This window comes from Neomesorhizobium albiziae (assembly GCF_900114255.1).
Taxonomy (GTDB): Bacteria; Pseudomonadota; Alphaproteobacteria; order Rhizobiales; family Rhizobiaceae; genus Neomesorhizobium; species Neomesorhizobium albiziae.
On sequence record NZ_FOSL01000006.1, the window covers coordinates 96,130 to 121,978 of the forward strand.

Genomic DNA, 25,849 nt, shown 5'->3' on the forward strand with positions numbered 1-25,849 from the left:
GCCAGTTCGAGCTCAATGCATGTTGCCCGAAAGTGTCCTCGGTTTCGGGAGAAACGACATGTACAAACAAGTAGCTACAGCGCGGCCGCCGAATCCCATTCGGCGCGACGCACTGTAGCTCGGGAGGCCCGGTCGTCTGCCCGCCCGGCTGCTTGCGCCAGTAGTTCGGGGCGGACGTTGCCGCCGGTCACGATCGCCGCGATCTTCAGGCCGCCAAACATCTTCCTGTTCTGCATGATCGCCGCAACGCCGGCGGCGCCCGACGGCTCGGCGACCAGGCTGGCGGAGCCGAGCAGCAACGCCATGGCGTCCAGTATCGCCTCGTCGTCCACCTCGATGACGTCGTCGACGATCGCGGCCACCGCATCCACCGACGAGGCGATCGGCAAATCGATCGCCATGCCGTCGGCGATGGTGTCCGGCGAGATACCGAGCGGCTTCCCTGCCTTGAGCGATGCACGAAAGCTTGGCGCGCCGGTCGCCGTCACGCCGATCACGCGGGTCTTCGGCGAGGTCGCCTTGATCCATGAGCCGACGCCGCTGATCAGCGCACCGTCGCCGATCTGCACCAGCACCGCGTCGAGCGCGCCGCATTGCATCGCCAGTTCCATGCCGATCGTGCCGGCGCCGGCGGCGATCTCCGGATGGGCGCCGTCTTCGATATAGAGCGCGCCGGCTTTGGCAGCCATGTCGCGTGCCAGCGCCTTCGCGTTGCCGCCGCGCGGCACCAGCCGCAATTCGGCGCCCAGCTGCCGCATCGCCTCGAGCTTGCCGGGATTGTCATCCTCGCCCGAGAAGATCGTCGCCCTGACGCCGCGCGTCGTCGCCGCGCGCGCCAGGCCCTGGCCGAAATTGCCGCTCGACGTGGCGACGACATGCGTCGGCCGGTTCGTCAGTGAGGCCATCAACGCTTCAGTGCCGCGCCCCTTGAAGGAGCGGATGGGGTTCAGCGTTTCGGCCTTGAGCGCGAGGCTGCAGCCGAGTGCCGCGTCGAGCCCGGTCTGCCGGACAATCGGCGAGCCGAGAAAAATCGGGTCTATCAGGGCGCGGGCCCTGGCGATCTGGCTTTCGGTGATCGGTGTCATGAATGTTGGTCCGCATGATTGGCGTTGCGATGGCGCCATTGTAGCGTGTGGCCGCGCGGCCAAGCCGCGTCCGAACCGCGTTTGTCGCCTTTTCATTGCGCGATCGGGCCCTTTCAGTGAATTGCGATGAACCAGAAACAAATCCCTTCTCTCGATTCGATTGACCGCCGCCTGCTCGACGCCTTGCAGCGCGACGCACGCGCCAAGATGGAAGGGCTTGCCGCAGAGGTCGGCCTGTCGGCTTCTGCCGTGCAGCGACGCATCGTGCGCCTGCGTGAGGCCGGCGTCATTGTCGGCGAACGCATGGTGCTCGATCCGCGATCAACGGGCCACCCGATCACCGTGATCGTCGAGCTTATGCTGGAACGCGAACGGGCGGCGCTGACCGACGGGCTGAAGCGCTGGCTGCTTGCAGCCGACGAGGTGCAATCGGCTTGGGGCGTCACCGGCGAGACGGATTTCGTGCTCGTCGTGACCGCGCCCGATCTCGAATCCTACGAGCGTTTCACCCGCCGCATGATGGACGACAACGAGGTCATCCGGGAGTTTCGCAGCAGCATCGCCCTCAACCGGCTGAAGCATTCGCTGTTCGTGCCGGTGCTGGACGGCCCCGGGAACTGAGACGACAGGCCCCGCCCGACGAATAGAGCGAGTTTGTCCCGCCAGCTCCATCCGCGCGCGCCGAACGGTGGACGCCGCGGCACCCGGCCTTTATGTGAGTGCCGAAGACCGAGAGATGAGGCGAACCATATGGGCCAGTTGAATGCCGGGATCGTCCCGGTCACCCCGTTCCAGCAGAACTGCACGATCCTGTTCGATACCGACGACAAGACAGGTGTCGTGGTGGATCCGGGCGGCGACGTCGAAAACATCCTGAAAGCGCTCGACGACAACCAGATCGCGGTCAGCGCCATCTGGCTTACTCACGGCCATATCGACCATGCTGGCGGCGCGATGGATCTGAAAGACCGCCTGGGCATCGAGATCGTCGGCCCTCATGAGGACGACCTTCCGCTGCTCGCCAACCTGGAAAACCAGGCCTTGCGCTTCGGCCTTACCGATCCGGTCCGAAATTGCGTGCCGGACCGTTTCCTCAAGGAGGGCGACGTGGTCTCGTTCGGCAGCCATGCGTTCAGCGTGCTGCATTGTCCGGGCCATGCGCCCGGCCATGTCGTCTATTTCAACCCGGTAGCGAAGTTCGCGCATGTCGGCGACGTGCTGTTTCGCGGCTCGGTCGGCCGCACGGACCTGCCGGGCGGCAGCCACGAGACGCTGATCCGCTCGATCAAGGAGAAGCTGTTGCCGCTCGGCGACGACATCGGCTTCATCTGTGGTCACGGTCCGGGCGGGCGTTTCGGCGAGGAGCGGCGAACCAACCCGTTCCTGACCTGACCGCAGCCACAAAAAACCCCGCCGAAGCGGGGTTTTTCATTTTGGCATCGCCGGCTCGGCTAGCGGCAGAAACGCTCGCGGCCGTCATAACCAACGAAGGTGCCGGTGTCCGGGTCAAAGCTCCGGTAGCGGCTGCTGCAATAGCGGTACCATTCGCGGCTCCACGGCTCAGCGTAACGGCGCACGTAGCGCGGCTCTTCATAGGTGCGCACATAATTGTAGCGGCGAACCGGAGCGGGTTCGTAATAGTCGTCGTAGTAGACCGGTTCGCGATAGCGCGGCTGAGCAAGCGCCCCGCCGATCAGGGCGCCGGCTGCAAGGCCGATAACGCCGGCCGCGACGGCATCGCCGTTGCTGCGGTGGCGGCGCCAATTGTCGCCAGCTTGCGCTGTGGGCATTGCGGCAAGCGTCGTGGCGCCAAGCGCGGCGGCAAGCACGGCGGTCTTCAGAAAGCGGTTCATCTCTATCTCCTTCGCGTTGCCTGATCGAGCGGTGAACAGGCCAACATTCGTTCGAAAATAGGCGGGCGTGTCTGAACGCAAGCTGAACGGCCGCCTTGCCGGTTGGTTCCGACCCTATGCCGGGAATTTGTGGCAAATCGGCGTCCGGGCAGACTTGCTCAGGATTTGGCGCGAACCGACCTGCTGCATGATTTCCCGGCCGGAAGAGATTCACCGGGCAAAAATCATGCGGCAAGCGGTACTGCCGCTGTTGTCTTTTGCGCGCCTGAGTGGATACCGCGTTGCGGCAACGCACGGATAAGTCGTGCTGGTTGATACAAAAACTAACTCCCCGCAACTGGACGTTCCGGGGCTGCTTGCGGTTTTCCGGGGTCGGCCGACCCCGGAATTCAGGTCGCCGGTCGGCTCAGCCGACCGAGAGATTGACCGCTTTCGGACCCTTGCCGCGCTTGTCCGGCTCGGTATCGAATGTCACTTTCTGTCCATCCTCAAGACCGGGTAGGCCCGAGGCCTGCACAGCCGAGATGTGGACGAAGACATCCTTCTGCCCGTCATCCGGCGTAATGAAGCCGAAGCCTTTGGCGTGATTGAAGAATTTGACAGTGCCGGTCTGCGGCATTGGGAAACTCCTTATTTCTCCCATTGGTATTCACGTGCGGGGTCGGACCCAACACGATGTCGGTCGTTCACTGGAGGAGAAGAAACAGTTTCCCCGCGCCGGAGCTAACATCGCAGCCCTCTCTTCGCGAGTTACCCAGGCGGCCTTTGGCCGTCATGGGCGCATGCCATTCCAGTCTCCGGGCCGGCAAATGCCCGAACGCCAATTTTCTCCTTTATTTTAGCGTCTGGCACAAGAAAAAGTTTTGCCGAGACTATTGCTTCATGTCGATTGGTGAAGATGCAGCGCCGGCCAGCAGGAGCAGCCGCCGATGCGCCGCCGTTCCAGTCTCAATATTCGCAGTAACGCACCGGTCCGATCTGAATGCAGTTGGCAGGGCGCGGCCGGCCAGGGTTGAACTGGCTGTATACTCTGACGCGGCAATTGGGGCCGACATGCCGGTGCGTGACCCGGCCGTATCCCGGCACGAAATGGCGGCGCACATCGCGGTGGCAATCGCGCACCCCGACGCCGGCCCCTGGAGGCGGAACCTGCACAGGGCGGCAGTTCGGCCGGTGGTAGTGCCAGGCAGGGCGCCCGAATTCAGGCACGTAGTGCCGTTCCACGTCGCGGTGGCATCCCCGCACCTGGACGACGAGGTTTGCGTCGTAGGCTGGTGAGGGGTTGAGCGGCGCCGCGATTGCCGGTGCGGTTGTGGCCAGGCCAGCGGCAATGCACAGAACGTTGAACGCACGCAGCATCTTCATCGTACATGTCCGATGTTTCAACTCTGCCGCGAAACCTTGGCAGCACGAGAGGACGAGTTCAATACGGCAAAGGTACAAAAGAAAAGGCACGGATGGAGATGCCAGCCGTGCCTTTCCATTCGATGCAACCGCTCCGGAAGGAGCGAAGGGCTCTGCCTCAGCCGGCGCGCAGGTTGACCGCCTTCGGGCCTTTGCCCATGCGGTCGGGCTCGACGTCGAAGGTGACCTTCTGGCCGTCGACGAGGGTGCGCAGGCCGGAGGCCTCGATCGCGGAGATGTGGACGAACACATCCTTGGCGCCGCCATCGGGCGTGATGAAGCCGAAGCCTTTGGTTGCGTTGAAGAACTTTACGGTACCGGTCTGGGCCATTGGGAGAACTCCTTCACCCGTTTTCGATTTTCCGGCCCTCTCCGCCCGAAGCGCGAAGGAAAGTCCGGCAGTTTTCTTGGCGGCCATGCATTCGCGCATGATTTGGAACCCCGCGCCAAAGCAGGGCCGTCAGATATTCACAGTGTCGGGGAAAGGGTCGCTCAAACGTTCCAGTCTCCGGGTCAGCAAATGCCCGAACGCGAAATTTATGACACGGAAAAGTTACCGCTGCAAGATCATCCGTAAATTCAGAGGCTTGTCGCCGACTAACAAAGCGCTGCGACACTCTGCTCATCTTTATTTTTCCTCCGATTCAACGCAGATTGCGTCGTTCGACAACCTCCCGGAAACCCGTCTTGCCCTTCTCCATAGAAATGGTTGGCGCGCTTGCTGCCGCCGTCACCACGCTGTGCTGGCTGCCGCAGATCGCCAAGATGATCCGCGAACGGCAGACGCAGGGCGTCTCGCTCGTCGCCAACCTGGTGCTGTCCACCGGTCTCGTCCTGTGGATGGTCTATGGCGTGCTCATCGGCTCGTGGCCGGTCATTGTCGCGAACGCCGTCACGCTGGCGCTTATCCTCGCCATCGTCGGGCTGAAACTTCGCTACGGCTGAGCCGCTGGCCGGCGATCAGGTTCCGGCGACGGTCGGCCTGCGGAAGCCCAACACCCGGGAAAGCCGGTCGGCCACCTTGTCTTTGAGCGTTCCGTTCAGGTGGCCGATGCCGACCAGCCTTTCGCGATGGCGCTCGCGCAGCCGCATGAACGGCACCATTTCGTAGGCGGCGACGCGGCCCATGCTCGGCCTGTCGGCGCTGATGTCGGCCACCAGCATGGCGCCGATGCGGCCGGGCCACGGCTGGCGGGCGAAGGCGGTGCCGAGGAAATCCCCCAGCCCGTAGGCGACGACGGTGTCGCCGATGCGCTCCAGCGGCTGCACGACATGCGCATGGTGTCCGGCGATCAACCCGATGCCTTGCGCCGCCAGCCGGTGCGCCAGTGCGCGGGTGCCTGTGCGGGGAAAATGGCAGAACTCCCAGTCCCAATGCGGCACCGCGCACAAAAGGTCCGCCTGCACCGAGCAGACGGAGCGCCAGTCGTCCCTGGCCAGTTTTTTCGTCATCACCACGCGGCGGGCAAATTTCCGTACATCGGCGTTGCGCCAGTCGGTGAAGGCAACCAGGCCGATGGTCACCCCCTCGACGGCAAGCGTCGTCACTGGCGTATGGTCGGTGGTGCCGATGGTGCGGATGCCGAGCGAGCGCAGCGTGGCGCGTGTCTCGGCGAAACCGTCGGTGCCCTGGTCCAGTACATGGTTGTTGGCGAGCGACAGCACCAGCCGGTCGGCATCCACGTCCATCGCGGCGAGCAGGCCGAGCAGGAAGCCAGCATCCATGGCGTGATGGGTGCCGAGCCGTGTCCGCAGCGGCGTCCGCCGCCTGCCCACCACCGGGCTTTCGCAATTGCCGACCACCAGGTCGGCGGAAGCAATGACTGCGGCGAGATTCTCGTCGATCTCGGGCGCCCGCCGGTTGGCCACTGCCGAAATGTCGCCGAGGAAAACCAGCCGCACGGTTTTTTGCGGCGGCTGCGCCATCAGCCGGCCGGCAGGTGCTGCGAAGCCCGTGATGTCGCCGCCCAGCGATGGCCGCAGGAAGCGGGGCAGCCACGACAGCCGATAAGGCAAGGGAAAATTGGACACCGAGGCAATCCGTTTTTGCAGACGGCAAACTAGAGCATTTTGCAGCCAGGTGGAAACACCTGGCGTCGCCCAAATGCGGCTAACAACAGATAAACTGAATGCCGGTTCAATTTGAATGCGTTTCGCGCTCGTTGTTTTTTTACGTTGCTGCAAGATTGATTTCTCAGGCTTCCGGCGGACTGCGGGCAGGGGAGCACGCGGGAGGACGGCGGCCGCCTGCACGGCTTTGCATTGCGGTTGCCACAAAAACGCTTCAAAACCATCGCGGGAGTGCGGCATCGCGAAACGCTTGTTTTCGCGGCAATTTCGAGCGGAGATGCGCGTGAAACGGTTTTATTTCTGGCTGCTGCCGCTAATTGCCTTCATTCTGGCAGGCACGCCGGCGCGAGCCGACACCGCGACCGCCACGCAAGCGCTGTTCAGCGCGAAGTCGGTGGCAGACCGCGATTCTGCGATCGAGGAACTGGAGAATGCCGACCCGCAGGATCCGCTGGTGCCTTACGCACTTGGCGCCGCGGGGTTTTTCCGCTCGCTCGAGAACCTGGCGACGGCGCTCAACCGCCATGGTTTCGAGAGCCCGCAATCCTTCATGCTGCCGCTGCTGCGGCTGCCGGTGCCGCCCCGCGCCGAACCCGAACCGCTGACCTACGAGGGCTTCCGCGCTATTCTCGTCGAGTTTCGTGACGGCATGGAGGCTGCCGCCGCCCAGCTCGACACGGTGCCGGCCGGCGCCGACATCGGCGTCGTTGCGGACCTCACCAAACTCGGCATCGACCTTGACGGCGATGCCGCCATCGCACCGACCGAAAGTTTCGCGGCCATCATGGCGGCGATGAGCGGCCGCGGCGCCGATCCGTCGACGCCTGCCCCCGATCTCGTGTTCCGCTTCGACCGCGCCGATGGCTACTGGCTGCAGGGTTATGCAAATTTCCTCGTCGCCCAGGCAGATTTCTGGCTGGCGCACGATTTCCAGAATGCCTTCGACGGCAGCTTCCACATGTTCTTCCCACGCTCCGGCCTGCCGCTCCAGCAGGCGCTGGTGCCGACGCCGGAAGACGCGCAGTCGAGCATATTCATGTCGGAGTGGCGGCTGGCCGACTTCGTCTCCTTTATCCACCTGGTCAATTGGCCGGTCGTCGAACCGGAGCGCCGGCAGGCGGCGCGGCTGAAACTGCTTGAAATGATCCGCCTCTCCCGCGAGGACTGGAAGGCCATCCGCGCCGAGACAGACAACGACCGCGAATGGCTGCCCGGCCCGCAGCAGAAGGGCGTCAATCCCTTGACCGGGCTGGAAGTCGGCGAGGAACAGGTCGCTGCCTGGCTCGACGCGCTGCAGATGGCGGAGGACCTGCTGGAGGGGAGGGTGCTGTTGCCGCATTTCCGCATCCCGACCAAGGGAATCAACATGAAGGCCTTCTTCGACGCGCCACAGACCTTCGACCTAGTGCTGGCGATCACTGGGCCGGGCATGGTGCCCTATCTCGAAAACGGCACGCTGATCACCGCCGAGGATTTTTCCCGCATCCGCCAGCAGTTCGGCGGCGCCGGCTTCCTGTCCTTCGCCTTGTGGTTCAACTAACCTGACGCGGATGTGTCAAAGCCCTCACGCCACATGAAACTGGATTGATCTGCGCTCCGCCTCATAGGTCAAATCGCTGCCTGGCCGAAGCGGCCTGTCAAACGCCGCCATCACGCTGTTGCCGCAAGGATCTTCGAGACCTGAGGCGACGCGAACGTGATACGAGCCTGCATTCCATGGCAAAGCCGGTGCGAAGCTCCATCGCTCTTCGCACTGATCGACAACGATCCGTCCAGCGACCGGCTGCCCGTCTGCCGATATAACGGTGATCGCTTGCAAAAGCAGCGCGGCATCCAATGGTTCTGGAAACATCAGCACCAAAGGGTTGCGGCTTCCGGCTGCGGGAGGCGCGATCCGCCACTGCTCAACGGCGACATGTTCGCGCACGGCTTCGGTGACACGGAAGCGTTTGTGAAAAGCCTTGGGCAGGTGGTTGCCGGATAAATCCACCATCCCCGAACCCACAACCAGCATATACTCCTGGCCGACCTCCAGAGGCGGGCCCAGTTCGCGGTTGGGGCCGACGCCGCGTTTAAGCCTGCCGGGATCGAGCAGTATCGTCAGTTGCCGCATGCTCGCGTCCCAGAGTTCGACGGGCGCACGATAAAGCACGTCGGCGGCCGGCCTCCCATCGGGGCCGAGGAGCAAAATCTCGGCTTCGGTCCGACCGCGCTGCATCGGATTGGAGAAGCGCACATAAAATCGGAGCAGATTCTCCGGCAAATGGTCGCTTGAGGGGAAGACGTGCGTCACCTCCGGGGGCAACGTGTCCGGTTCGCCAGGGAGCGAAAATTCGAGGGTCAGAATTTCCGAGAGTTCACGACGACCGAACGGCCGAGGATCGAAGCTTGCTTTGTAGGTCACCCTGCGTTCGAACGGAAAGTAGGGAATGAACCGGAGGCCATCCCCCAAAATCTCATATCGACCAAATACGTCCGGGAGATTGTCACCGGCCGTGGCTTCTGTTTGTGCGACCTTGACACGCAGGATTGAAGCCAGTTTGCCGCCCGCTTGCACCCATTGGCGAAGTGAGGTTGCAAAGTCCGGATCGAAATTGCTGGCGCGAACGCTGCCTGCCTGTCGAATTGCATCGAAATCAAGCATCAGCGACGGTTGATCAGTTTCCGATGCCTTTGCGACAGCGGACACAAATCCGGTCGCCATCACCCACCTCGCGATATCTCGCCACGATGATCGCGGTATTTGAACGGGTCTGGCCCGTCTGGCCAGTTCATTTCCGACATGCCGTCTTTGCGTTCGAAGAAATACGGCATTGCCAGACTGCTGACGTCCAGGCGATACGCCGTCTTTGGATGCCGATGGATGACAACCGCCCATTTCGGATTGAGAATCGCGGTGTGTTCCGGTCTCACCGGAAGAAGTCCTTGTGTCTTGCCCAGGCCGCCCGGTCCGAAATCAATCGGGCCTCCGGTGGGCTCGGGCGGTGCGGTTCCGAGATCCGCGACGGCGATGCGCGACGCACTTCTTACATCGATCGTAACCAACAGGTATTCTTTTTGGTCGAAGGGATCGGTGAAGGTAAGCATGTCGAGCGGATTGCTTCCGTATCCCAGCTCTCCGATCACATCCCCGCGAACATGCGCGCCGTCCTTCAGGGCGGCCAGAGGGAAGCGCACAAGAGGCGTACAGCCATAGACGCCGAACAAATACGGCTTGCCCTGCACCTCCCTGATGAGCTGCCGGATGATTGGAGCGCGCGTCTCGAATTCCCCGTGCACCGGGTGCCATATCTCGACGGTGGATGTCGTCATCCTATCGCTGAAAGGATAGGGGATCCGATGCAGCGTGGAGGCAAAACGCTGGTTTGATACCCCGGTCACGAATATCTCGCCGCCGTAGTATTTGACGTCTGTGATCGCGAACGTCCGCTGCGGCTCGAATTCGAGCATTGCCTCAGGATCGGGCAAGTTGGGGATTGCGACCTGAGAATGTGGGATCGCGGCAAGGTCCAGCACTTCCAACTCGCCGTGATTTACCTTGACGATCGCCGGAAGCGCATCCGTGCTCCGGCCGCGTTCAACCGAGATGAACAACTGCTGCGACGGCTGATGTACAACCAAGTCGTTGATGACGATTTTGTCATACGTCGTTCCAAAGATTGCGGCCAGTTTCTGATCCACGCCGCGTACGAAGTCGCGTCCTTCGAAATTGTGGAAGTTGCCGAGTTCCACATCCAATTGCGGCGTCAGGTCGCTCGCGCGCAGCGCAAAGGCATGGACGGCGGCGCCTTTGATGTCACCGACGAACAGAACATTGTCCGGACCAAAGGCGAGGACGCCTGCTGACTGAAGAGGATCGGATCCGCTCTTACCAGCGCTAGCGCCCTGGGACTGGGTCGGGACGAGACCGGAAATGGTCGACGCAATGAGTGAAGCTGCGGTGATCCGGAGCACGTCCCGCCTCGCATAGGTCGGGGACTTCGGGCTGTCAGATGGTAGGGTCATTTCACCTGCCCTTCTTCAGAGAAGCTGGATTGAGCCCGAGCCTGTTTCCGATATTCGCTGTGACTGAACGACCGGGCGTGGCATGGCATGCCGCCATGCAAAAAAAACTAGTCGCCCGCCCATTAGCCATTAGTGGACGAAGCCCGAAATGAGATTTCCAAATATGGGATAATCGCGCGCGGCGTTGTTGCGGGCCGAAGGCCTGTATGAACAGCCACGCGGTCGTCTGCGATTGTATGACAGATCATCAGTATCGGTTTTGCTTGCAAGCTCCGGAACTGAAAAAATATCGTTGCCGATCGAAGTTACGAAGGCGAGGCATTGCGAAGTAGGAGGCGGGTGGATCGACGCCGGGGATAGATGGCATTTTCGACGCCATGCTCCTGACACCCCTCTGTCAGGAGGTGGCCTTGGCGATCCGCTTTCGCCCGGCCTGCTCTTTCCATTTCCGGCGATTCTTCCCATATTGGCCGTATGGCGAAATCTCCCGAGCAAAAGTCCTCCGGCGCAAAACCCGGTGACCGCGAGCCGCGTGGCACACAGCGCCGCGGCGGCAATGGCGTCACCGATTATCTCGATGCCTCCGAGCCGCTGCATCGCGGTGGCTTCGAGGAAGCGCCGCAGCCCGCGTTGTCCGGTACGCCGCTGACCGGTTCGGTATCGGACTGGGCCGAGCAGATCGAGCGCGAGGCGGAAGAAGAGGGACGCCGGAAACCTTCGAAACCCAAGAAAGTCCCCGAACGCTCGTCCGCCCCGACCAAGACGGCGCGCGGCACCTCGATGGGTGGCGCCGCTTCGGCCAGGGAGCGCGCCGCCGTCGGCCTCAACCCGGTAGCAGGCCTCGATATCTCGCTGGAGGATGCCGAGACCCTGTCCAACAGCGGCGTCACCGCCACGGTCGCGGCGCTGTCGGCGCTGATCGAAAGCGGCAACCCGCTGCATAAGAACGGTGAATTGTGGGTGCCGCACCGGCCGGCGCGTCCGGAAAAGTCGGAAGGCGGCATCGCCATCAAAATGGTGTCGGATTTCGAGCCGGCAGGCGACCAGCCCACTGCCATCAAGGATCTGGTCGAAGGCGTCGACAATGCCGACCGCACCCAGGTTCTGCTCGGCGTCACCGGCTCCGGCAAAACCTTCACCATGGCCAAAGTGATCGAGGAGACGCAGCGCCCCGCGCTGATCCTGGCGCCCAACAAGACGCTTGCGGCGCAGCTCTACGCCGAGTTCAAGAAGTTCTTCCCAGACAATGCGGTGGAATATTTCGTCTCCTATTACGATTACTACCAGCCAGAGGCCTACGTTCCGCGCACCGACACCTTCATCGAGAAGGAAAGCTCCATCAACGAGCAGATCGACCGGATGCGCCATTCGGCGACGCGGTCGCTGCTGGAGCGCGACGACGTCATCATCGTCGCCTCGGTTTCGTGCATCTACGGTATCGGCTCGGTCGAGACCTATACGGCGATGACCTTCCAGATGGAGATCGGCGACCGCCTCGACCAGCGGGCGCTGCTCGCCGACCTTGTCGCCCAGCAATACAAGCGCCAGGACATCAATTTCGTGCGCGGCTCGTTCCGCGTGCGCGGCGACACGATCGAGATCTTTCCGGCCCACCTTGAGGACCGCGCCTGGCGCATCTCGCTGTTCGGCGACGAGATCGAGAGCATCACCGAGTTCGATCCGCTCACCGGCCAGAAGACCGGCGACCTGAAGTCCGTGAAGATCTACGCCAACTCGCACTACGTCACCCCGCGGCCGACGCTCAACCAGGCGATCAAGTCGATCAGGGAAGAGCTGCAGCACCGTCTCGCCGAACTGGAGAAGGCCGGCCGCCTGCTCGAGGCGCAACGGCTGGAGCAGCGGACCCGCTTCGACCTGGAGATGCTGGAGGCCACGGGCTCCTGCGCCGGCATCGAGAACTATTCGCGTTATCTGACCGGCCGCCGCCCCGGCGATCCGCCGCCGACGCTCTTCGAATACATCCCCGACAACGCACTGGTCTTCGTCGACGAAAGCCACGTAACCGTGCCGCAGATCGGCGGCATGTACCGGGGCGACTTCCGGCGCAAGGCGACGCTCGCCGAATACGGATTCCGGCTGCCGTCCTGCATGGACAACCGGCCGCTGCGTTTCGAGGAATGGGACGCCATGCGCCCGCTTTCGGTCGCAGTGTCGGCCACGCCCGGCGGCTGGGAGATGGAGCAGTCCGGCGGCGTCTTCGCCGAGCAGGTCATTCGCCCGACCGGACTGATCGACCCGCCGGTCGAGGTGCGCCCCGCCAAGACGCAGGTCGACGATGTCGTCGGCGAAATCCGCGAGACCACGGCCAAGGGCTACCGCACGCTGTGCACAGTGCTGACCAAGCGCATGGCCGAGGACCTCACCGAATACCTGCACGAGCAGGGCATCCGCGTGCGCTACATGCACTCCGATATCGACACGCTTGAGCGCATCGAGATATTGCGCGACCTGCGCCTCGGCGCCTTCGACGTTCTGGTCGGCATCAACCTTCTGCGCGAGGGCCTCGACATCCCCGAATGCGGCTTCGTCGCCATCCTCGACGCCGACAAGGAAGGTTTCCTGCGCTCCGAAACCTCGCTCATCCAGACCATCGGCCGCGCGGCGCGCAATGTCGACGGCAAGGTCATCCTCTATGCCGACCAGATCACCGGTTCGATGGAGCGGGCGATGGCCGAGACCAACCGCCGTCGCGAGAAGCAGATGGCATGGAACGAGGCCAACGGCATCACTCCGGAATCGGTGAAGTCGCGCATCTCCGACATCCTGGACTCGGTCTACGAGCAGGACCACGTGCGGGCCGACATCTCGCAGTTCACCGACGATGCCGGCGCCATGATGGGCAACAATCTGAAGACCCATCTCGAGGCGCTGACCAAGCAGATGCGCGACGCCGCCGCCGATCTCGACTTCGAGAAGGCGGCCCGTCTGCGCGACGAGATCAAGCGGCTGCGCGAACTCGAACTGTCGATCTCCGACGACCCGCTGGCCAGATACGCCGAAAGCGAAAGCCCGGTCTCCGGCCGGGAGAAGGGCAGGCACAACAAGGGTGTGGCGAAGCACCGGACAGCCGAGGAGCAGGAACGTTTCCGCAAGCTGGATGCCGCCCGCGCCGCCGAGGCGGCGGCCGCTGCCAAAAGGCCCAACCTCTTCCGCAAGCCGCATCTCGACGAGATGGGCGGTGACGGGGTGGTGCCGGTCAAGCGCGAGCCGCTGTTCAGGAAACCTTCGCTCGACGATATGGGGCCCGGCACCGATGCGGTGACGCCGGCCGGCGCCATCTCCCGCTCGCTGTTCAAGAAGCAGACGGCGGCCGAGGCGCACGGCTCCGACTACGGCACGCCCGACGACACCAAATCCCTTTTCCGCAAGAATTCGCTCGACGAGATGACGGTGCGGCGCACCGAAAAGCCGGTTCAGGGTACGAAGCCGGCTAAACTACCTTCCGACGACGCCAAGCCCGTTCGCCGCGAGCGCGCCGGCATAGGTTCCTACGAGGATCCGGCCGACCAGCGCCGCCAGACCCGCCGCCCAGGCAAGACCGGCCGGCCGGGGCAGTAAGCTGCCCGGCATCGGGGCACCACGTCGCATCATCCCGTGTCACCGCGTTTCGCGGTGATCGTCGCACCCGACCGGGGCGCTTGACAGCATCCTTTTCGCTTCGTATAGAACCACTAGGTTACATAACCGGTCGGTTCCATATCGGCGGCCAATGGTTCAAACCGAAAAACTTTGCGGGACAATGTCGGCTAGCAGCAATCCCGCCCGTCTTTCAGGCAGCCACAGTGGCACAAACCAAAAGAGGAACTTTGACATGAACGACACCAGCACACAGGCCACCACTTATCCCGCTCCGAAAGTGCTCGGCGGCCTCGTTGCCTATCTGCAGGTCGACGGCGCGCTGAAGGCCGCTGACTTCTACGCCAAGGCGTTCGGTGCCGAGTTGGTCTTCAACTATCCGGCGGATGAGCAAGGCCGCACCATGCATGTGCATCTCTATGTCAACGGCAGCTCGCTGATGCTCGCCGATGCCTATCCCGAGCACGGCCATCCGCATCAGGAGGCGCAAGGCTATACGATGCAGCTCATCCTCGGCGACGATATCGACGCCTGGTGGAAGCGCGCAGTCGACGCCGGTTGCGAGGTCGTGGTGCCGCTCGACGTGATGTTCTGGGGCGACCGCTGGGGCCAACTCAAGGACCCGTTCGGCGTCGCCTGGGCGATGAACGCGCCGGTGAAGCCTGCCTGACGAAGAGAGTCCAAGTTTTCGCCGCCCGGCATAACCTTCGCGCTGGGCGGCGATGAATGCATGACCCTCGGCGGCTTCCGCCGTTCATGTAGCTCCTGGCGGCTTCCGCTTCCGGTATCTGCTCGCCGCACTCGAAATATCGCGATCCCCGTCCCAATTGTCTCCTATCGTGGCTACACTGCGCGCATCGGGATTCATGCAAGGGACAGCGATATGCAGATCGGAATGATTGGGCTCGGGCGCATGGGCGCCAACATGGTGCGCCGCATGCTGCGCGCCGGGCATAGCTGCGTCGTCTACGACATCAACCAGAAAGCCGTCGCGGGTCTGGCGTCAGAGGGTGCAACGCCGGCTGCTTCGCTGGAAGACTTTGTGCAGAAGCTCGAAAAGCCGCGCACTGCATGGCTGATGCTGCCGGCGGCAATCACCGGCGCCCAGGTTGCCAAGCTCGAGCCGCTGCTGGAGAAGGGCGACATCATCGTCGATGGCGGCAACTCCAATTATCGCGACGCCGTCGACCAGGCTAGCCGGCTGGAGCCGAAGGGCCTTGCCTATGTCGATGTCGGCACCAGCGGCGGCGTCTGGGGTCTGGAGCGCGGCTATTGCCTGATGATCGGCGGGCCGGACGAGGCGGTGAAACATCTCGACCCCATCTTTGCCGCGCTGGCCCCCGGCGCCGAGCCCGACACTTCGCCGGCACGCGACACCGCCGGTCCCGGCGCCCCGCTCGATCATTTTGGCACCGCCCGCCTTGGCTACCTGCATTGCGGGCCGAGCGGCGCCGGCCATTTCGTGAAAATGGTCCACAACGGCATCGAATATGGCGTCATGGCGGCCTATGCCGAAGGCATCAACATCCTGAAAGCCGCCAATGCCGGCGACAGCCACCGTCCGGCCGACGCCGAAACCACGCCGCTCGGCGAGCCGCAATATTACCGCTTCGACATTGACCTGCCGGCCGTAACGGAAGTCTGGCGCCACGGGTCGGTCATCGGCTCCTGGCTGCTCGACCTCACCGCCGGCGCGCTGAAGGCCGATCCGGCGCTGCAGAATTACGGGGGCCGTGTCTCCGATTCCGGCGAGGGCCGCTGGACGCTGAAGGCGGCGATCGACACCAGCGTGCCGGCGCCGGTGCTTTCGGCCGCGCTGTTCGACCGGTTTTCGTCGCGCGGCGAATCCGCTTTCGCCGACAAGCTCCTGTCGGCGATGCGCTACGCTTTCGGCGGGCATGCGGAGAAGCCGAAGGAATAATCGCTCTCTATCTCGCCGGCTGGGGTTTCTCGCCAATGGAGGCGGAGATGACCGAGGTTCTGCTGTTTCATCATGCGCAGGGGCTGACGCCAGGCGTGCGCGAGTTCGCCGACACGTTGCATGCCGCAGGACATATCGTGCACACGCCAGACCTGTTTGACGGGCGCACATTCGCAAGCATCGAAGAGGGCCTCGCCTATATCGGCGGGATCGGGTTCGACGACATGCGCGAGCGTGGCGTGAGCATCGCCGCCACGCTGCCATCCGACCTCGTTTACGCCGGCTTCTCGTTCGGTGTGCTGCCCGCCCAGAAGCTCGCACAGACACGTCCCGGCGCACGCGGGGCGCTGCTCTTCTACTCCTGCCTCCCGATCAGCGGGCAATGGGCCTTCGGACCGTGGCCGGAAGGTGTTCCCGTGCAAATCCACGGCATGGACAACGATCCCGTTTTCGTCGGCGAAGGCGACATCAACGCCGCCCGCGAGATCGTGGCGAAGGCCAGGGATGCGCAGCTGTTCCTGTACGCCGGAAATCAGCACTACTTTGCCGACAGTTCGCTGCCGTCATTCGACGCGGAAGCCACCGAACTGCTCACCCGACGGGTGCTCGAATTTCTGGATCGTGTCTGAGCTTGAGCGGACGATCAGCTTCGTCCGCTCAAGCGCTTTACGGGCAACCGATCACTTCAAATCGACCGTGACGCGGTCAAGCTTGCCGGTGAAGGTGAACGGCGGCTTGTAAGTGAAATCGACGGGCGCGCCGCGATCCAGCCCGACATCGAGACCATCGAACGAGGAGAAGGCGACCGGCACGGTGCGCTCGATACGTCCCTCGCCGATCTTCTTTTCACCAGCAAAAAGGCTGACCGCCGCGCCCTTGCCCATGCCGCCGCCGTCATAGACGAATTCGGCGCGCACGGTTTGTTGGCCGGGCGGGAGCGGCTCTGTCGATTCGATGCGCGTGCGCTCTGTGAAGAAATTGTAGCTGAACACCAGCTTGCCGTTCTGCACGTACCAGCCCATCCCGGCAGTATAGCCTCCAAGCGTGAACAGCATCCCTTCCGCACCGTTGGCAGGAATGTCGAGATCGGCGGTCAGATTGAACGATGTGTTGGTGAGGTGGGGAGCGCTTCCCTCCATGATGCTGCCGACCCCGGCACGGTAGGTGAATGACTTCAAACCCCTTGTCGGGTTCGGAAGCTCGTCGGGCTTGATGCGGGCGGCAAGCGGGCGGCTATCCACGGGAAGCACATGGTTGCGGGCGGCTTCCGCCCACCACAATTCCTGCAGTTCGCGGAGCTTCTCCGGCTCCTTGGCGGCGAGATTGTCCGCCTCCGAGAAGTCCCGATCGATGTTATAGAGCTCCCAGGGGAGTTTATCCACATCAACCGGTTCCTTCTGCGCGAGCCACGGGACGTTGGCCAGCGACGCCGCGCACCATCCGTCGTGACAGATGGCGCGATTGGCGTAGATCTCGAAATATTGCGTCCGGCGGCGATCCTTCGCCGCCGCGTCGTCGAACGTGTAAGCGATGCTTTTACCTTCAATCGGATCCTGGTTCACGCCGTTCAGAACCTCGGGCGGAGTAATGCCCGTGGCTTCGTAGATCGTTGGCGCAATGTCGATGACGTGCTGGAACTGCGATCGCAACCCGCCCTTGTCCTTGATGCGCGCCGGCCAGGACACCACCATGGGATTTCGCGTTCCTCCGAAGTGAGAGGCCACCTGCTTGGTCCACTGGAAGGGCGTGTTCATCGCCCAGGCCCACCCGACCGGAAAATGGTTGTGCAAGGTCGGTCCGCCGATCTCATCGATCTTGGGCAATGCGGATTGCCACGGCATTTCGAAGCCGTTGTAGTAGCTGATCTCGTCAATCGTTCCGATCAAGCCGCCTTCCGCGCTGGAGCCATTGTCGCCGACAATGTAGACGACAAGCGTGTTCTCCCAGCCCGGCCGGTTGCGAAGGGCATCGAGGAAACGGCCGATCTCATAGTCGGTCTGTGCGGTGAAGCCCGCAAATACTTCCATCATGCGCGAGGCGAGCCTTTTCTGGTCGGGCTCGAGCGAATCCCATGCCGGAATTTCCTTTGGCCGTGGCGTGAGCTTGGCGTCGGCGGGGATCACGCCGAGCTTTTTCTGCCGCTCGAAGGTTTCCTCCCGATATTTATCCCAGCCCCCTTCGAACTTGCCCTTGAACTTGTCGATCCACTCCTTCGGCGCTTGGTGTGGCGCATGGGTCGCCCCCGGCGCGAGATAAAGGAAATACGGTCTGCCAGGGACGGCTTGCACGTTGTCGACCCAGCCAATCGCACGGTCCACCAGGTCGGTTGTCAGATGATAGTTCGGATCGGGCGAGGACGGGACCAGATTGTGGTTCTCCCACAGCATTGGGTTCCATTGGCTGGTCTGGCCGCCCATGAATCCGTAGAAGTAGTCGAAGCCCCAGGCATTCGGCCAGTTGTCGAATGGGCCTCTGGGGTTGATGTCCCAGTTGGGGGTGTTGTGGTTCTTTCCGATCCAGGCGGTCGCATAGCCGTTCTGGCGCAGCACTTCAGCCACCATGCCTGTCCTCTTCGGTATGGTCATCGTGTAGCCGTCGTAACCGGTAGCGGATTCGGCGATACCTCCAGTCGCAGCGACGTGGTGGTTGCGACCGGTGAGCAAGGCTGCTCGGGTCGGGGAGCATATAGCCGTGGTATGGAACCGGTTATAGCGAAGACCTTCGTTGGCCAGCTTGTCGAGGCCCGGCGTGGGGACGGCTCCTCCAAAGGTGCCAAACTGTCCGAATCCCACATCGTCGAGCAGAATGAGCACCACATTCGGTGCGTTCGCGGGCGCGGTGACGGGGGGCGGGAACTGCGCTGGATCGGAGTCCGAAACGGTGCGGCCGATCTCGCCCTTGAACCGGTAGTCGGGCCGAGGCAGCACGGATGGGGTCTGCGCGGAAGTGGACTGCTGTGAGATAGCGGGAATTTGCCAACCGAATAGTGCGCTGCTGACTATTAGCGCTCCCGCAAACAGAGACCTACGATGCATGACCAACGCTCCTACTCGAAGAATTAGGAGCATCGCCTGCCACGGGACGAATTTCAAGCATCTACTACCGGTTGTAGGGGCCTTATCGTCAGCAATGCGTCAATTTGACTTGCTGGCCATGTGACCAATATCGGCACGCATCAAGCCGCCGGAAGTTCCGGATAGGTCGTCGGTTCGTCGGTCTCGCGCACGGCGATGGTAACGATTTCGGCCTCGTCAGCCCATGAAGGGCCTTCGCCGCGCACCGACAGCGCGTCGGCGATCATCACGTGCGTCATGGCCGAAAGCGTGTCGCCGCTGGGCTCTTCCGGCCACGAAAACACCGCTTCCAGCAGCATGCCGAATTTCACGTTGTGGCAAACGAAATCGAGATCGATATGCCAGTGCTTCGGCGGCGGGCCGACGGGCGTGCGCGGCACATCGGGCAGTTCGTGCACTTGCGCCACGTGGATCGTCGCCGGCCTTGCATCGTCGATGTCCTGATGGGCGAAAGCGGCGATGGCGTCGGCGCGGTAATGCTCCAGAAGGTCCTCCGCCTCCGGCCGCTCCGGCCAGTTGAGGAAGCCGCCCACCCAGACGGAATTGTTCTCTTCGTCGATCACCATGGCCGCGACATGGAAGCGGCGCAGTTTCTTCGGCGTATCGAAAACAAGCACGGAATGGGTTTCCTGCCCGGCCATCACGACGGCATCGTCGCAACGAACCGGATGTTTCGCAAGATGGCGATTGCGTTTGGCGTGGCGGGCAGCGCATCTTCGGGCTACAGCGGTTACGGTGGGTGGGGCCGAGGGAGATTATTTATGAGATTTTTCGCTTCGTTTTTCCGGTTGGGGGCGCTGGCGCTGCTGTTCGGCACGTTGCTTTCGGCTTGCGTGGTCGAGGAAGTTCCCGGGCCGGGGCCCGGACCGCGCCCGCTGCCGCCCGAGCGGCCACAGTTCTGCACCCGCGAATACGATCCGGTCTGCGCCCGGCGCGGCAACGACCGCCAGACCTTCCCGAACGCGTGCCAGGCAGAGGCGCAGGGTTACCGGGTGATCCGCGGCGGCGAATGCCGCGGCGGCGGTGGCGGCGGCGAGGAACCGCGCTTCTGCACCCGCGAATATGCGCCGGTGTGCGCGCGTCGCGGCGGCGAACGGCAGACTTTCTCCAACTCCTGCGAGGCGGAGAACGCCGGTTTCCGCGTCATCTTCGGCGGCGAATGCCGTGGCGGTGGAGGTGGCGGCGGTGGCGAGGAACCGCGCTTCTGCACCCGCGAATATGCGCCGGTGTGCGGGCGTCGCGGCGGTGAACGCCAGACCTTCTCCAATTCCTGCGAGGCGGACAATGCCGGCTACAGGGTCGTCGCGGACGGCCCCTGCTGAGGCAGCCTTCAATCACATCGGAGCCCCGCTTGCGCGGGGCTTCGGCAAAAACAAGCAGTTGGAGCGAGTTATCTGAAAGAACCGGAACCGCTCTGAGCGGGAGCTTCAGGCGCCTTCGCGCGCGGTGATCAAGCCAAGCAGCTTGGCGGCAAGCGCGCCGTAATCCTCGTCGTAGTGATGGCCGCCGGCAACCTTCAACCTCCGCATCGCGGCAAGAGCGGGATCAACGCAGGCGGTGTCATCCTCCTCGTCCTCGCCATAGACGCAGAGCACGCGATCGAGCGGAAGCGCCGCGATTGCCGGTACGACCGGATGGTCGCCGTCGAGGCCGAGCCAGCTGCCCACCGTCACCTGGAAGCGCGTCGAAGTGCTGGGGCTGAGCAGTCCGACGAACCGGATGCGGTCGCGCAGTTCCTGCGGGAGTTTCGGCCAGGCGAAAGGAAATGTGTCGGCGCCGAAGGAATAACCGAGCACCGCCAGGGGCAGTTTTCCCGAAGGATCGGCACGCGCGATGATGTCGGCGGCGTCCTTGGCGACACTTTCCGGCGAGCGTTCCGACCAGAAGTACTGGAGTGAATCGACGCCTACCACCTGCACGCCATGCTGGGCCAGCCAGTCGCCGACCGACTTGTCGATGTCGCGCCAGCCGCCGTCACCCGAATAGAAAAGGGCAAGCGCCTGCGGCTTGGTGGTCGTTGGGATGTCGACGATCGGCAAGGCCTGGGCGAGCGCGTCATGCTTGGCTGCTTCGGAGATCGCGTCGAGCGCCATGGCCATTCGGGCCGCGGGATCGGCGGAGGTCTTGCCGATAGTACGGTTGAACCGCTCGTCTCCGACGGCACTTTCGCCGGCAAGCGGCTGTTCGCTCACAAGCACGGCCGTCGCCGGAAGCGGCGCATCGAGCGCGTAGGAGAAGCCGCCGCCCGTTTCGGGCGTTGGCTTGGCGCCTTCGCAGACTGGCAGTCGGGTGCGCAGCACAGGCGCGGGATCGAGCGCGACTGCTCCGGCAACGGTTGCCGCCGGCGCGTCGGCCACTGCCGCATAGGCCAGTGTTCCGCCTTCTCCCAGGCCGGCGACGACGGGATGGAAATAGCTGTCGAGCGAAAGGGTGCGTTGCGCTTCCTTCGCCAGTTCTTCGATGTCGGAGCCGAGATAGACACATTCTCCGTCGTCCGCGTCGAGCTGCTTGCGCCACATTTCGAGATCAATCGGCAGAACGATCAGGCCGCGCTTTTTCAGCGCCTCGGCAAAGTCGCGGTCAGCCTTCTTTGTCCCACCCTTGTCGGAAACGAGGATTACGAGCCCTGTCGCGGGGCCGTCCGGCTGCATTACGGGGATAGCTTCCAACTGGTCGCCGTCGACGGTCACGGCGGGGCCGGGATCGTAGAGGCGCGCAATCGCATCCTGGAAATAGAACCCGCAGGCGGCCGCGGCGACGGCGGCGATTGCGCCTGGAATGAGCAGTTTTCGCAGGGTCATTTGCGCATCATCTCCAATGGGCCGCCATTGATCAAAGTGGTGACGTCGATCAGGGCGCGGGGCGTGTCGAGCCCGGGCGGGCAGATCAGGTAATGTGGCGTCCAGACCGGATCGAACTTGTTCTTGAACGCCCGCAAGCCGTCGAAATTGTAGAGATCGGCGCCACGCCGGTAGAGGAACGAGCCGAAGCGGTTCCATCGCGAGGCGAGCCGGCTGTCGGACAGGCCAGACAGCGGGGCCGCGCCCAGATTGAACCAGCGAAAGCCTTCATCGCGCGCCGCGAGCAGCAGCCGGGCAAAAAGCGCTTCCATAGTGGCGGCGGGCGCCCCAGGCTTGGAGCGCATCAGATCGACGCTGAACTCTTCGAGGTCGCCGCTGCGCCAGACATTGGCGAAAGCGACGATCTCGTCGCCCTTGCGCATGACTGCGCAATCGAAATGCCTGACGTAGTTCTCGTCGAAGAAGCCGAGCGAAAAACCCTTCTCCTTGCCACCCTTGCCCTCCAGCCAGGCGTCCGACACCGCCCGCAACTCCTGCAGCATCGCCGGGACGCGGGCCCTGTCCACGATCTCGAAGACGAGCCCGTCCTTCTCGGCGCGGCGCGCCGCGTAACGCAATGGTTGGCGGCGGGGCCCTTCGAGGGAGAATTGGGTGAGGTCGACGCGCGCGACCTCGCCGAGCTTCAGCGCGATCAGCCCCATGTCCAGGAACAGCGGCAGGCTGTCGGGGCCGACCTCGTAGAAGACCGTGCGAGCGGCGAGCCGGTCGGCCATCTCCCGGAAAGACCAGGCGAGTTCCACGCGGGTTTCGGGATCGCCGACGGGCTCGCCCATTGCGATCAGGCTGCCGCCGGAGCGCGCATACATGATGAAGCCGCGGTCCCCTGGCGCCATCAGGAATTGCTTGTCGCCGAGCAGGGCGAGCGCCGCCGAGGTATCGTGGGCCTGGGCGACCAAATCCGGGACGACCGGCGGTATCGTCCCGGCCACATGCTTGCGGTCGGCGCGGCTGTGGATGGCGGTATCGAGCGCGACGGCGGCGATGACCAGCGCGACCATGACGGCGGCGCGCAGGAAACGCGGCGCATCGGCCTGCAGTGCGAACTGCCACCAGAGCACGTTCGAATATTCGACATGGCGATAGACGAAGAGGCCGATCCAGAGCGCCACAAGCGCTGTCGTGCCGACGCTCGCCAGCCACCCCCAGGAAAGATCGAGAATTCGGCTGGCGCTGCCGCGGTAGAAGGAGTCGCGGAAGACCACAAGCGCGCCCGAGAGCAGGCAGAGCAGCATCGCCTCTTCCCAATCGAAACCCTTGAAGATCGACAGCACGGCGCCGCAGCCGAACAGGATGAGGGCGGCGACCCAGGCGCGTCTCAGCCGCCTTCCCAATCCGCGCGCGACGATCAGCATGGCGACGGCCACAAAGCTTGCGCCCAGATGCGACAGCTCGATGAACGGCAAGGGAATGAAATCCGCCAGGAATTCGAGCCGGTCGGAGACCGCGGGAGTAGCCGTCGAAAACAAAAGAATGATGCCGCCGAGGAATGTTATGCCGGCCGAAACGGGCGGCACCAGCGGCTCGAGCAGCCGCGCGGTGGTGCGCACGCCTTTGCCGACATGTTCGCGATGGCGGATGATCTCGGAGACGATGAGCCCAAGCGTCGCGACCAGGAAGGGCAGCAGCGTGTAGATGGCGCGGTAGGCGAGCAGGGCCGCCAGCGCCTCGGTGTTGCGGCCGATGCCGAGCGCGGCGATGATCGTCGCCTCGAATGCGCCGAGGCCGCCGGGCGAATGGCTGGCGATGCCGACGACGGTGGCCAGCACGAAGACCAGGGCAAAGACGATCGGGCCGGTCGTCACAGTGTCGGGCATCAGCACATAAAGGGTGGCAGCGGCAGCCGAGATGTCGACTATGCCGGCGGCGATCTGGATCATTGCGCCGCGCGAGCTCGGCAGCCGCGCCGAAACCTTTCCTATCGTCAAGGTGCGCTCGCCGCCGGAAAGCCAGAAAATGAAAAGCGCCATGCCGCCCACGATGGCCGCGCCGAGCGCGATATCGATGCCGGGGCCAAGTTGCGACAGCCAGGGCAGGTCTTGCGGATCGGCAAGCAGCGCAATGCCGACGAGAACAGCAAATGCCATCCAGATCGAAAGCCAGGAGGTTCCGATGATGCGGCCGATGTCCTGAACCGGGATGCCCTCGGCCGCATAGATGCGATAGCGCAGCGCACCGCCGGTGAGCAGCGAGAAACCGAGCGCGTTGGAGACGGCATAGCCGGCTGCGCCAGCCATCGCCGAAACGTGCCGCGGAATGCGGCCGCGCGCTACCGTTTCAACCGCCACCACGTCGTAAAGTGCGATCGCGGCGAAACTCAGCGCCGTGAAGCCGATCGCATAGGCCAGGTGGAGGGTGGGTATCTGCCCGACAGCATCGAACACGCCCGACAGTGAGATGCCGTGTATCAGCTGGTGCAGCACATACACCGCGATGGCGACGATGGCGACGCCGAGGACGGGCAACAGGAAACGTTTCACGGGCAGGCCTGTGCGCCTGGCGGTGGCGGGTTCGTCATCACGTCCCGCTAATGCGGCTGAAGATCCTTCGGCAGTGGACATGGCTTGAACATCGATCGATGCAGCAGATTTCATGGCTCTCTGCTCCCCGATCAAGGCCGGATTTCGACAACATCGCCGCGAAATGAAGTATGTTTGAGATATGTTCGGGCTGTCTTCCGCCGGTTCATTGGTATTTCATTTCTGTCACAAATGTCGGATATCCGATGGTGGCCAGGGCGCATTGAGCGGAGTGATTCGATGAAGATTGCGATTCTCGGTGGGGACGGTTTCGTTGGCTGGCCAACCTCTCTCCATCTCTCCGACCAGGGCCACGAGATCCACATTCTCGACAATCTGTCGCGGCGCTGGATCGACACGGAACTCGGCGTGCAGTCGCTGACGCCGATGGACTCGATTCAGGAGCGCACCCGCATCTGGCACCAGGAGACCGGGCGCCGCATCCATTTCCATCTGATCGACCTGGCGCGCGACTACGAAGTGCTGAAGCGCTGGCTGGGCGACAACCGCCCGGACGCCGTTATCCATTTCGCCGAACAGCGCGCAGCCCCCTATTCGATGAAAAGCGACCGCCACAAGAACTATACGGTCAACAACAACGTCAACGCCACTCACAACCTGCTCAATGCCTTGGTCGAGCTCGATCTCGACGCCCATCTCGTCCATCTCGGCACGATGGGCGTCTACGGCTATTCGACTGTCGGCGCGGCGATCCCGGAAGGCTATCTGCCGGTCGGCATCGAAACCATCGGCGGCGAGACGGTGAAGCAGGATATCCTCTATCCGGCCAATCCCGGCTCGATCTACCACATGACCAAGTGCCTGGATCAACTGCTTTTCCAGTTTTACGCCAAGAACGACGGCCTCAGGATAACCGACCTGCATCAGGGCATCGTCTGGGGCACGCACACGGAACAGACGAGGCGGCATGTGCAGTTGATCAACCGGTTCGACTACGACGGCGATTATGGCACCGTACTCAACCGCTTCCTGATCCAGGCGGCCATCGGCTATCCGTTGACCGTGCATGGCACCGGCGGCCAGACGCGCGCCTTCATCCATATCCAGGATTCCGTGCGCTGCATCGAACTGGCGCTCAAGAATGCGCCGAAGCGCGGGGAAAAGGTCAAGATCTTTAACCAGATGACCGAAACGCACCGGGTGCGCGATCTGGCCGAACTGGTTGCCGGCATGGCCGGCGCCAAGGTCGCTTACCTGCCCAATCCGCGCAAGGAAGCCGCCGAGAACGACCTCGTCGTGCATAATGAGCAGTTCCTCGAACTCGGCCTCGAACCGATCACGCTGGAGACAGGCCTGCTCTCGGAAGTGGTCGACGTGGCGAAGAAATACGCCTATCGCGTCGACCGCAACCGCGTGCCGGCGGTTTCGGCCTGGACAAAGGATATCGCGGCCACCATCGAGCGCGATCCAGAGGGCAAGCGGCTGAAGAGCGTGTCGTGACT

General features: G+C 63.2%; 22 protein-coding genes. 10 read left to right on the forward strand and 12 right to left on the reverse strand.

Annotated features, from left to right (window positions below; all coding sequences use genetic code 11):
- Positions 1-74: 74 nt before the first annotated feature.
- Positions 75-1,085 (reverse strand): threonine ammonia-lyase, encoded by a 1,011-nt coding sequence (locus F3H98_RS12330; protein ID WP_188130408.1) that lies wholly within the window; start codon positions 1,083-1,085, stop codon positions 75-77.
- A 126-nt stretch (positions 1,086-1,211) separates the two neighbouring features.
- Here F3H98_RS12330 and F3H98_RS12335 point away from each other — a divergent pair, with 126 nt between their 5' ends.
- Positions 1,212-1,706, forward strand: a complete 495-nt coding sequence (locus F3H98_RS12335; protein WP_149760461.1) for an Lrp/AsnC family transcriptional regulator — start codon at positions 1,212-1,214, stop codon at positions 1,704-1,706.
- A gap of 129 nt (positions 1,707-1,835) precedes the next feature.
- Complete coding sequence (locus F3H98_RS12340) at positions 1,836-2,477, forward strand: MBL fold metallo-hydrolase (RefSeq protein WP_149760462.1); 642 nt, start codon at positions 1,836-1,838, stop codon at positions 2,475-2,477.
- A 59-nt stretch (positions 2,478-2,536) separates the two neighbouring features.
- On the opposite strand, the gene F3H98_RS12345 is transcribed toward F3H98_RS12340, so the two are convergent.
- The 4 genes from F3H98_RS12345 to F3H98_RS12360 all read right to left on the reverse strand — a co-directional run bounded on the left by F3H98_RS12345 (position 2,537) and on the right by F3H98_RS12360 (position 4,673).
- Positions 2,537-2,938 carry a BA14K family protein gene (locus F3H98_RS12345; protein ID WP_149760463.1) on the reverse strand — a complete coding sequence of 134 codons (402 nt, stop codon included), beginning with the start codon at positions 2,936-2,938 and terminating at the stop codon, positions 2,537-2,539.
- Between the two features lie 406 nt (positions 2,939-3,344).
- Positions 3,345-3,557, reverse strand: a complete 213-nt coding sequence (locus F3H98_RS12350) for a cold-shock protein (protein ID WP_112561038.1) — start codon at positions 3,555-3,557, stop codon at positions 3,345-3,347.
- Between the two features lie 329 nt (positions 3,558-3,886).
- Entirely contained in the window at positions 3,887-4,303 is a 417-nt protein-coding gene (locus F3H98_RS12355; RefSeq protein WP_149760464.1) for a hypothetical protein, read from the reverse strand.
- Between the two features lie 157 nt (positions 4,304-4,460).
- Positions 4,461-4,673: a cold-shock protein gene (locus F3H98_RS12360; protein WP_140821513.1), complete on the reverse strand. Its 213-nt coding sequence runs from the start codon at positions 4,671-4,673 to the stop codon at positions 4,461-4,463.
- 356 nt (positions 4,674-5,029) lie between these two features.
- Here F3H98_RS12360 and F3H98_RS12365 point away from each other — a divergent pair, with 356 nt between their 5' ends.
- Positions 5,030-5,287 (forward strand): SemiSWEET family sugar transporter, encoded by a 258-nt coding sequence (locus F3H98_RS12365; protein ID WP_244621682.1) that lies wholly within the window; start codon positions 5,030-5,032, stop codon positions 5,285-5,287.
- 15 nt (positions 5,288-5,302) lie between these two features.
- Here the strand turns inward: F3H98_RS12365 and F3H98_RS12370 are convergent, their stop codons facing one another.
- Positions 5,303-6,373, reverse strand: coding sequence for a CapA family protein (locus tag F3H98_RS12370; RefSeq protein ID WP_149760465.1), 1,071 nt, complete (start codon positions 6,371-6,373; stop codon positions 5,303-5,305).
- Between the two features lie 322 nt (positions 6,374-6,695).
- Between F3H98_RS12370 and F3H98_RS12375 the strand changes: the two genes are divergently transcribed.
- Positions 6,696-7,952 carry a hypothetical protein gene (locus F3H98_RS12375; RefSeq protein ID WP_425294838.1) on the forward strand — a complete coding sequence of 419 codons (1,257 nt, stop codon included), beginning with the start codon at positions 6,696-6,698 and terminating at the stop codon, positions 7,950-7,952.
- A gap of 24 nt (positions 7,953-7,976) precedes the next feature.
- Here F3H98_RS12375 and F3H98_RS12380 read toward each other — a convergent pair whose 3' ends face one another.
- Both F3H98_RS12380 and F3H98_RS12385 read right to left on the reverse strand, forming a co-directional pair.
- Complete coding sequence (locus tag F3H98_RS12380) at positions 7,977-9,116, reverse strand: Ig-like domain-containing domain (protein WP_149760466.1); 1,140 nt, start codon at positions 9,114-9,116, stop codon at positions 7,977-7,979.
- Positions 9,116-10,366 carry a hypothetical protein gene (locus F3H98_RS12385; protein ID WP_149760467.1) on the reverse strand — a complete coding sequence of 417 codons (1,251 nt, stop codon included), beginning with the start codon at positions 10,364-10,366 and terminating at the stop codon, positions 9,116-9,118. Before F3H98_RS12385 ends, F3H98_RS12380 begins: the two co-directional genes overlap by 1 nt.
- A 525-nt stretch (positions 10,367-10,891) precedes the next feature.
- On the opposite strand from F3H98_RS12385, the gene uvrB reads away from it, so the two are divergent.
- The 4 genes from uvrB to F3H98_RS12405 all read left to right on the forward strand — a co-directional run bounded on the left by uvrB (position 10,892) and on the right by F3H98_RS12405 (position 16,564).
- Entirely contained in the window at positions 10,892-13,996 is a 3,105-nt protein-coding gene (gene uvrB, locus F3H98_RS12390; protein WP_149760468.1) for an excinuclease ABC subunit UvrB, read from the forward strand.
- Between the two features lie 253 nt (positions 13,997-14,249).
- Complete coding sequence (locus F3H98_RS12395) at positions 14,250-14,684, forward strand: VOC family protein (protein ID WP_149760469.1); 435 nt, start codon at positions 14,250-14,252, stop codon at positions 14,682-14,684.
- Positions 14,685-14,897: 213 nt separating this feature from the next.
- Positions 14,898-15,935, forward strand: coding sequence for a phosphogluconate dehydrogenase (NAD(+)-dependent, decarboxylating) (gnd, locus tag F3H98_RS12400; RefSeq protein WP_149760470.1), 1,038 nt, complete (start codon positions 14,898-14,900; stop codon positions 15,933-15,935).
- A gap of 35 nt (positions 15,936-15,970) precedes the next feature.
- A complete protein-coding gene (locus tag F3H98_RS12405; RefSeq protein ID WP_149760471.1) occupies positions 15,971-16,564 on the forward strand; it encodes a dienelactone hydrolase family protein in 594 nt (197 codons plus the stop codon).
- A gap of 51 nt (positions 16,565-16,615) precedes the next feature.
- Here F3H98_RS12405 and F3H98_RS12410 read toward each other — a convergent pair whose 3' ends face one another.
- Together F3H98_RS12410 and F3H98_RS12415 are read right to left on the reverse strand one after the other, a co-directional pair.
- Positions 16,616-19,027 (reverse strand): arylsulfatase, encoded by a 2,412-nt coding sequence (locus F3H98_RS12410; protein WP_244621684.1) that lies wholly within the window; start codon positions 19,025-19,027, stop codon positions 16,616-16,618.
- 83 nt (positions 19,028-19,110) lie between these two features.
- The gene (locus F3H98_RS12415) at positions 19,111-19,626 is read right to left on the reverse strand and encodes a hypothetical protein (RefSeq protein WP_149760472.1); all 516 of its coding nucleotides are present in this window, start codon (positions 19,624-19,626) and stop codon (positions 19,111-19,113) included.
- 144 nt (positions 19,627-19,770) lie between these two features.
- Here F3H98_RS12415 and F3H98_RS12420 point away from each other — a divergent pair, with 144 nt between their 5' ends.
- Positions 19,771-20,331: a Kazal-type serine protease inhibitor domain-containing protein gene (locus F3H98_RS12420; RefSeq protein WP_149760473.1), complete on the forward strand. Its 561-nt coding sequence runs from the start codon at positions 19,771-19,773 to the stop codon at positions 20,329-20,331.
- Between the two features lie 105 nt (positions 20,332-20,436).
- Here the strand turns inward: F3H98_RS12420 and F3H98_RS12425 are convergent, their stop codons facing one another.
- Both F3H98_RS12425 and mprF read right to left on the reverse strand, forming a co-directional pair.
- Positions 20,437-21,810: a virulence factor family protein gene (locus F3H98_RS12425; RefSeq protein ID WP_244621685.1), complete on the reverse strand. Its 1,374-nt coding sequence runs from the start codon at positions 21,808-21,810 to the stop codon at positions 20,437-20,439.
- Positions 21,807-24,461 carry a bifunctional lysylphosphatidylglycerol flippase/synthetase MprF gene (mprF, locus tag F3H98_RS12430; RefSeq protein ID WP_244621686.1) on the reverse strand — a complete coding sequence of 885 codons (2,655 nt, stop codon included), beginning with the start codon at positions 24,459-24,461 and terminating at the stop codon, positions 21,807-21,809. Before mprF ends, F3H98_RS12425 begins: the two co-directional genes overlap by 4 nt.
- A 165-nt stretch (positions 24,462-24,626) precedes the next feature.
- On the opposite strand from mprF, the gene F3H98_RS12435 reads away from it, so the two are divergent.
- Positions 24,627-25,847: an NAD-dependent epimerase/dehydratase family protein gene (locus F3H98_RS12435; RefSeq protein WP_149760474.1), complete on the forward strand. Its 1,221-nt coding sequence runs from the start codon at positions 24,627-24,629 to the stop codon at positions 25,845-25,847.
- The last annotated feature ends 2 nt before the right edge of the window (positions 25,848-25,849 follow it).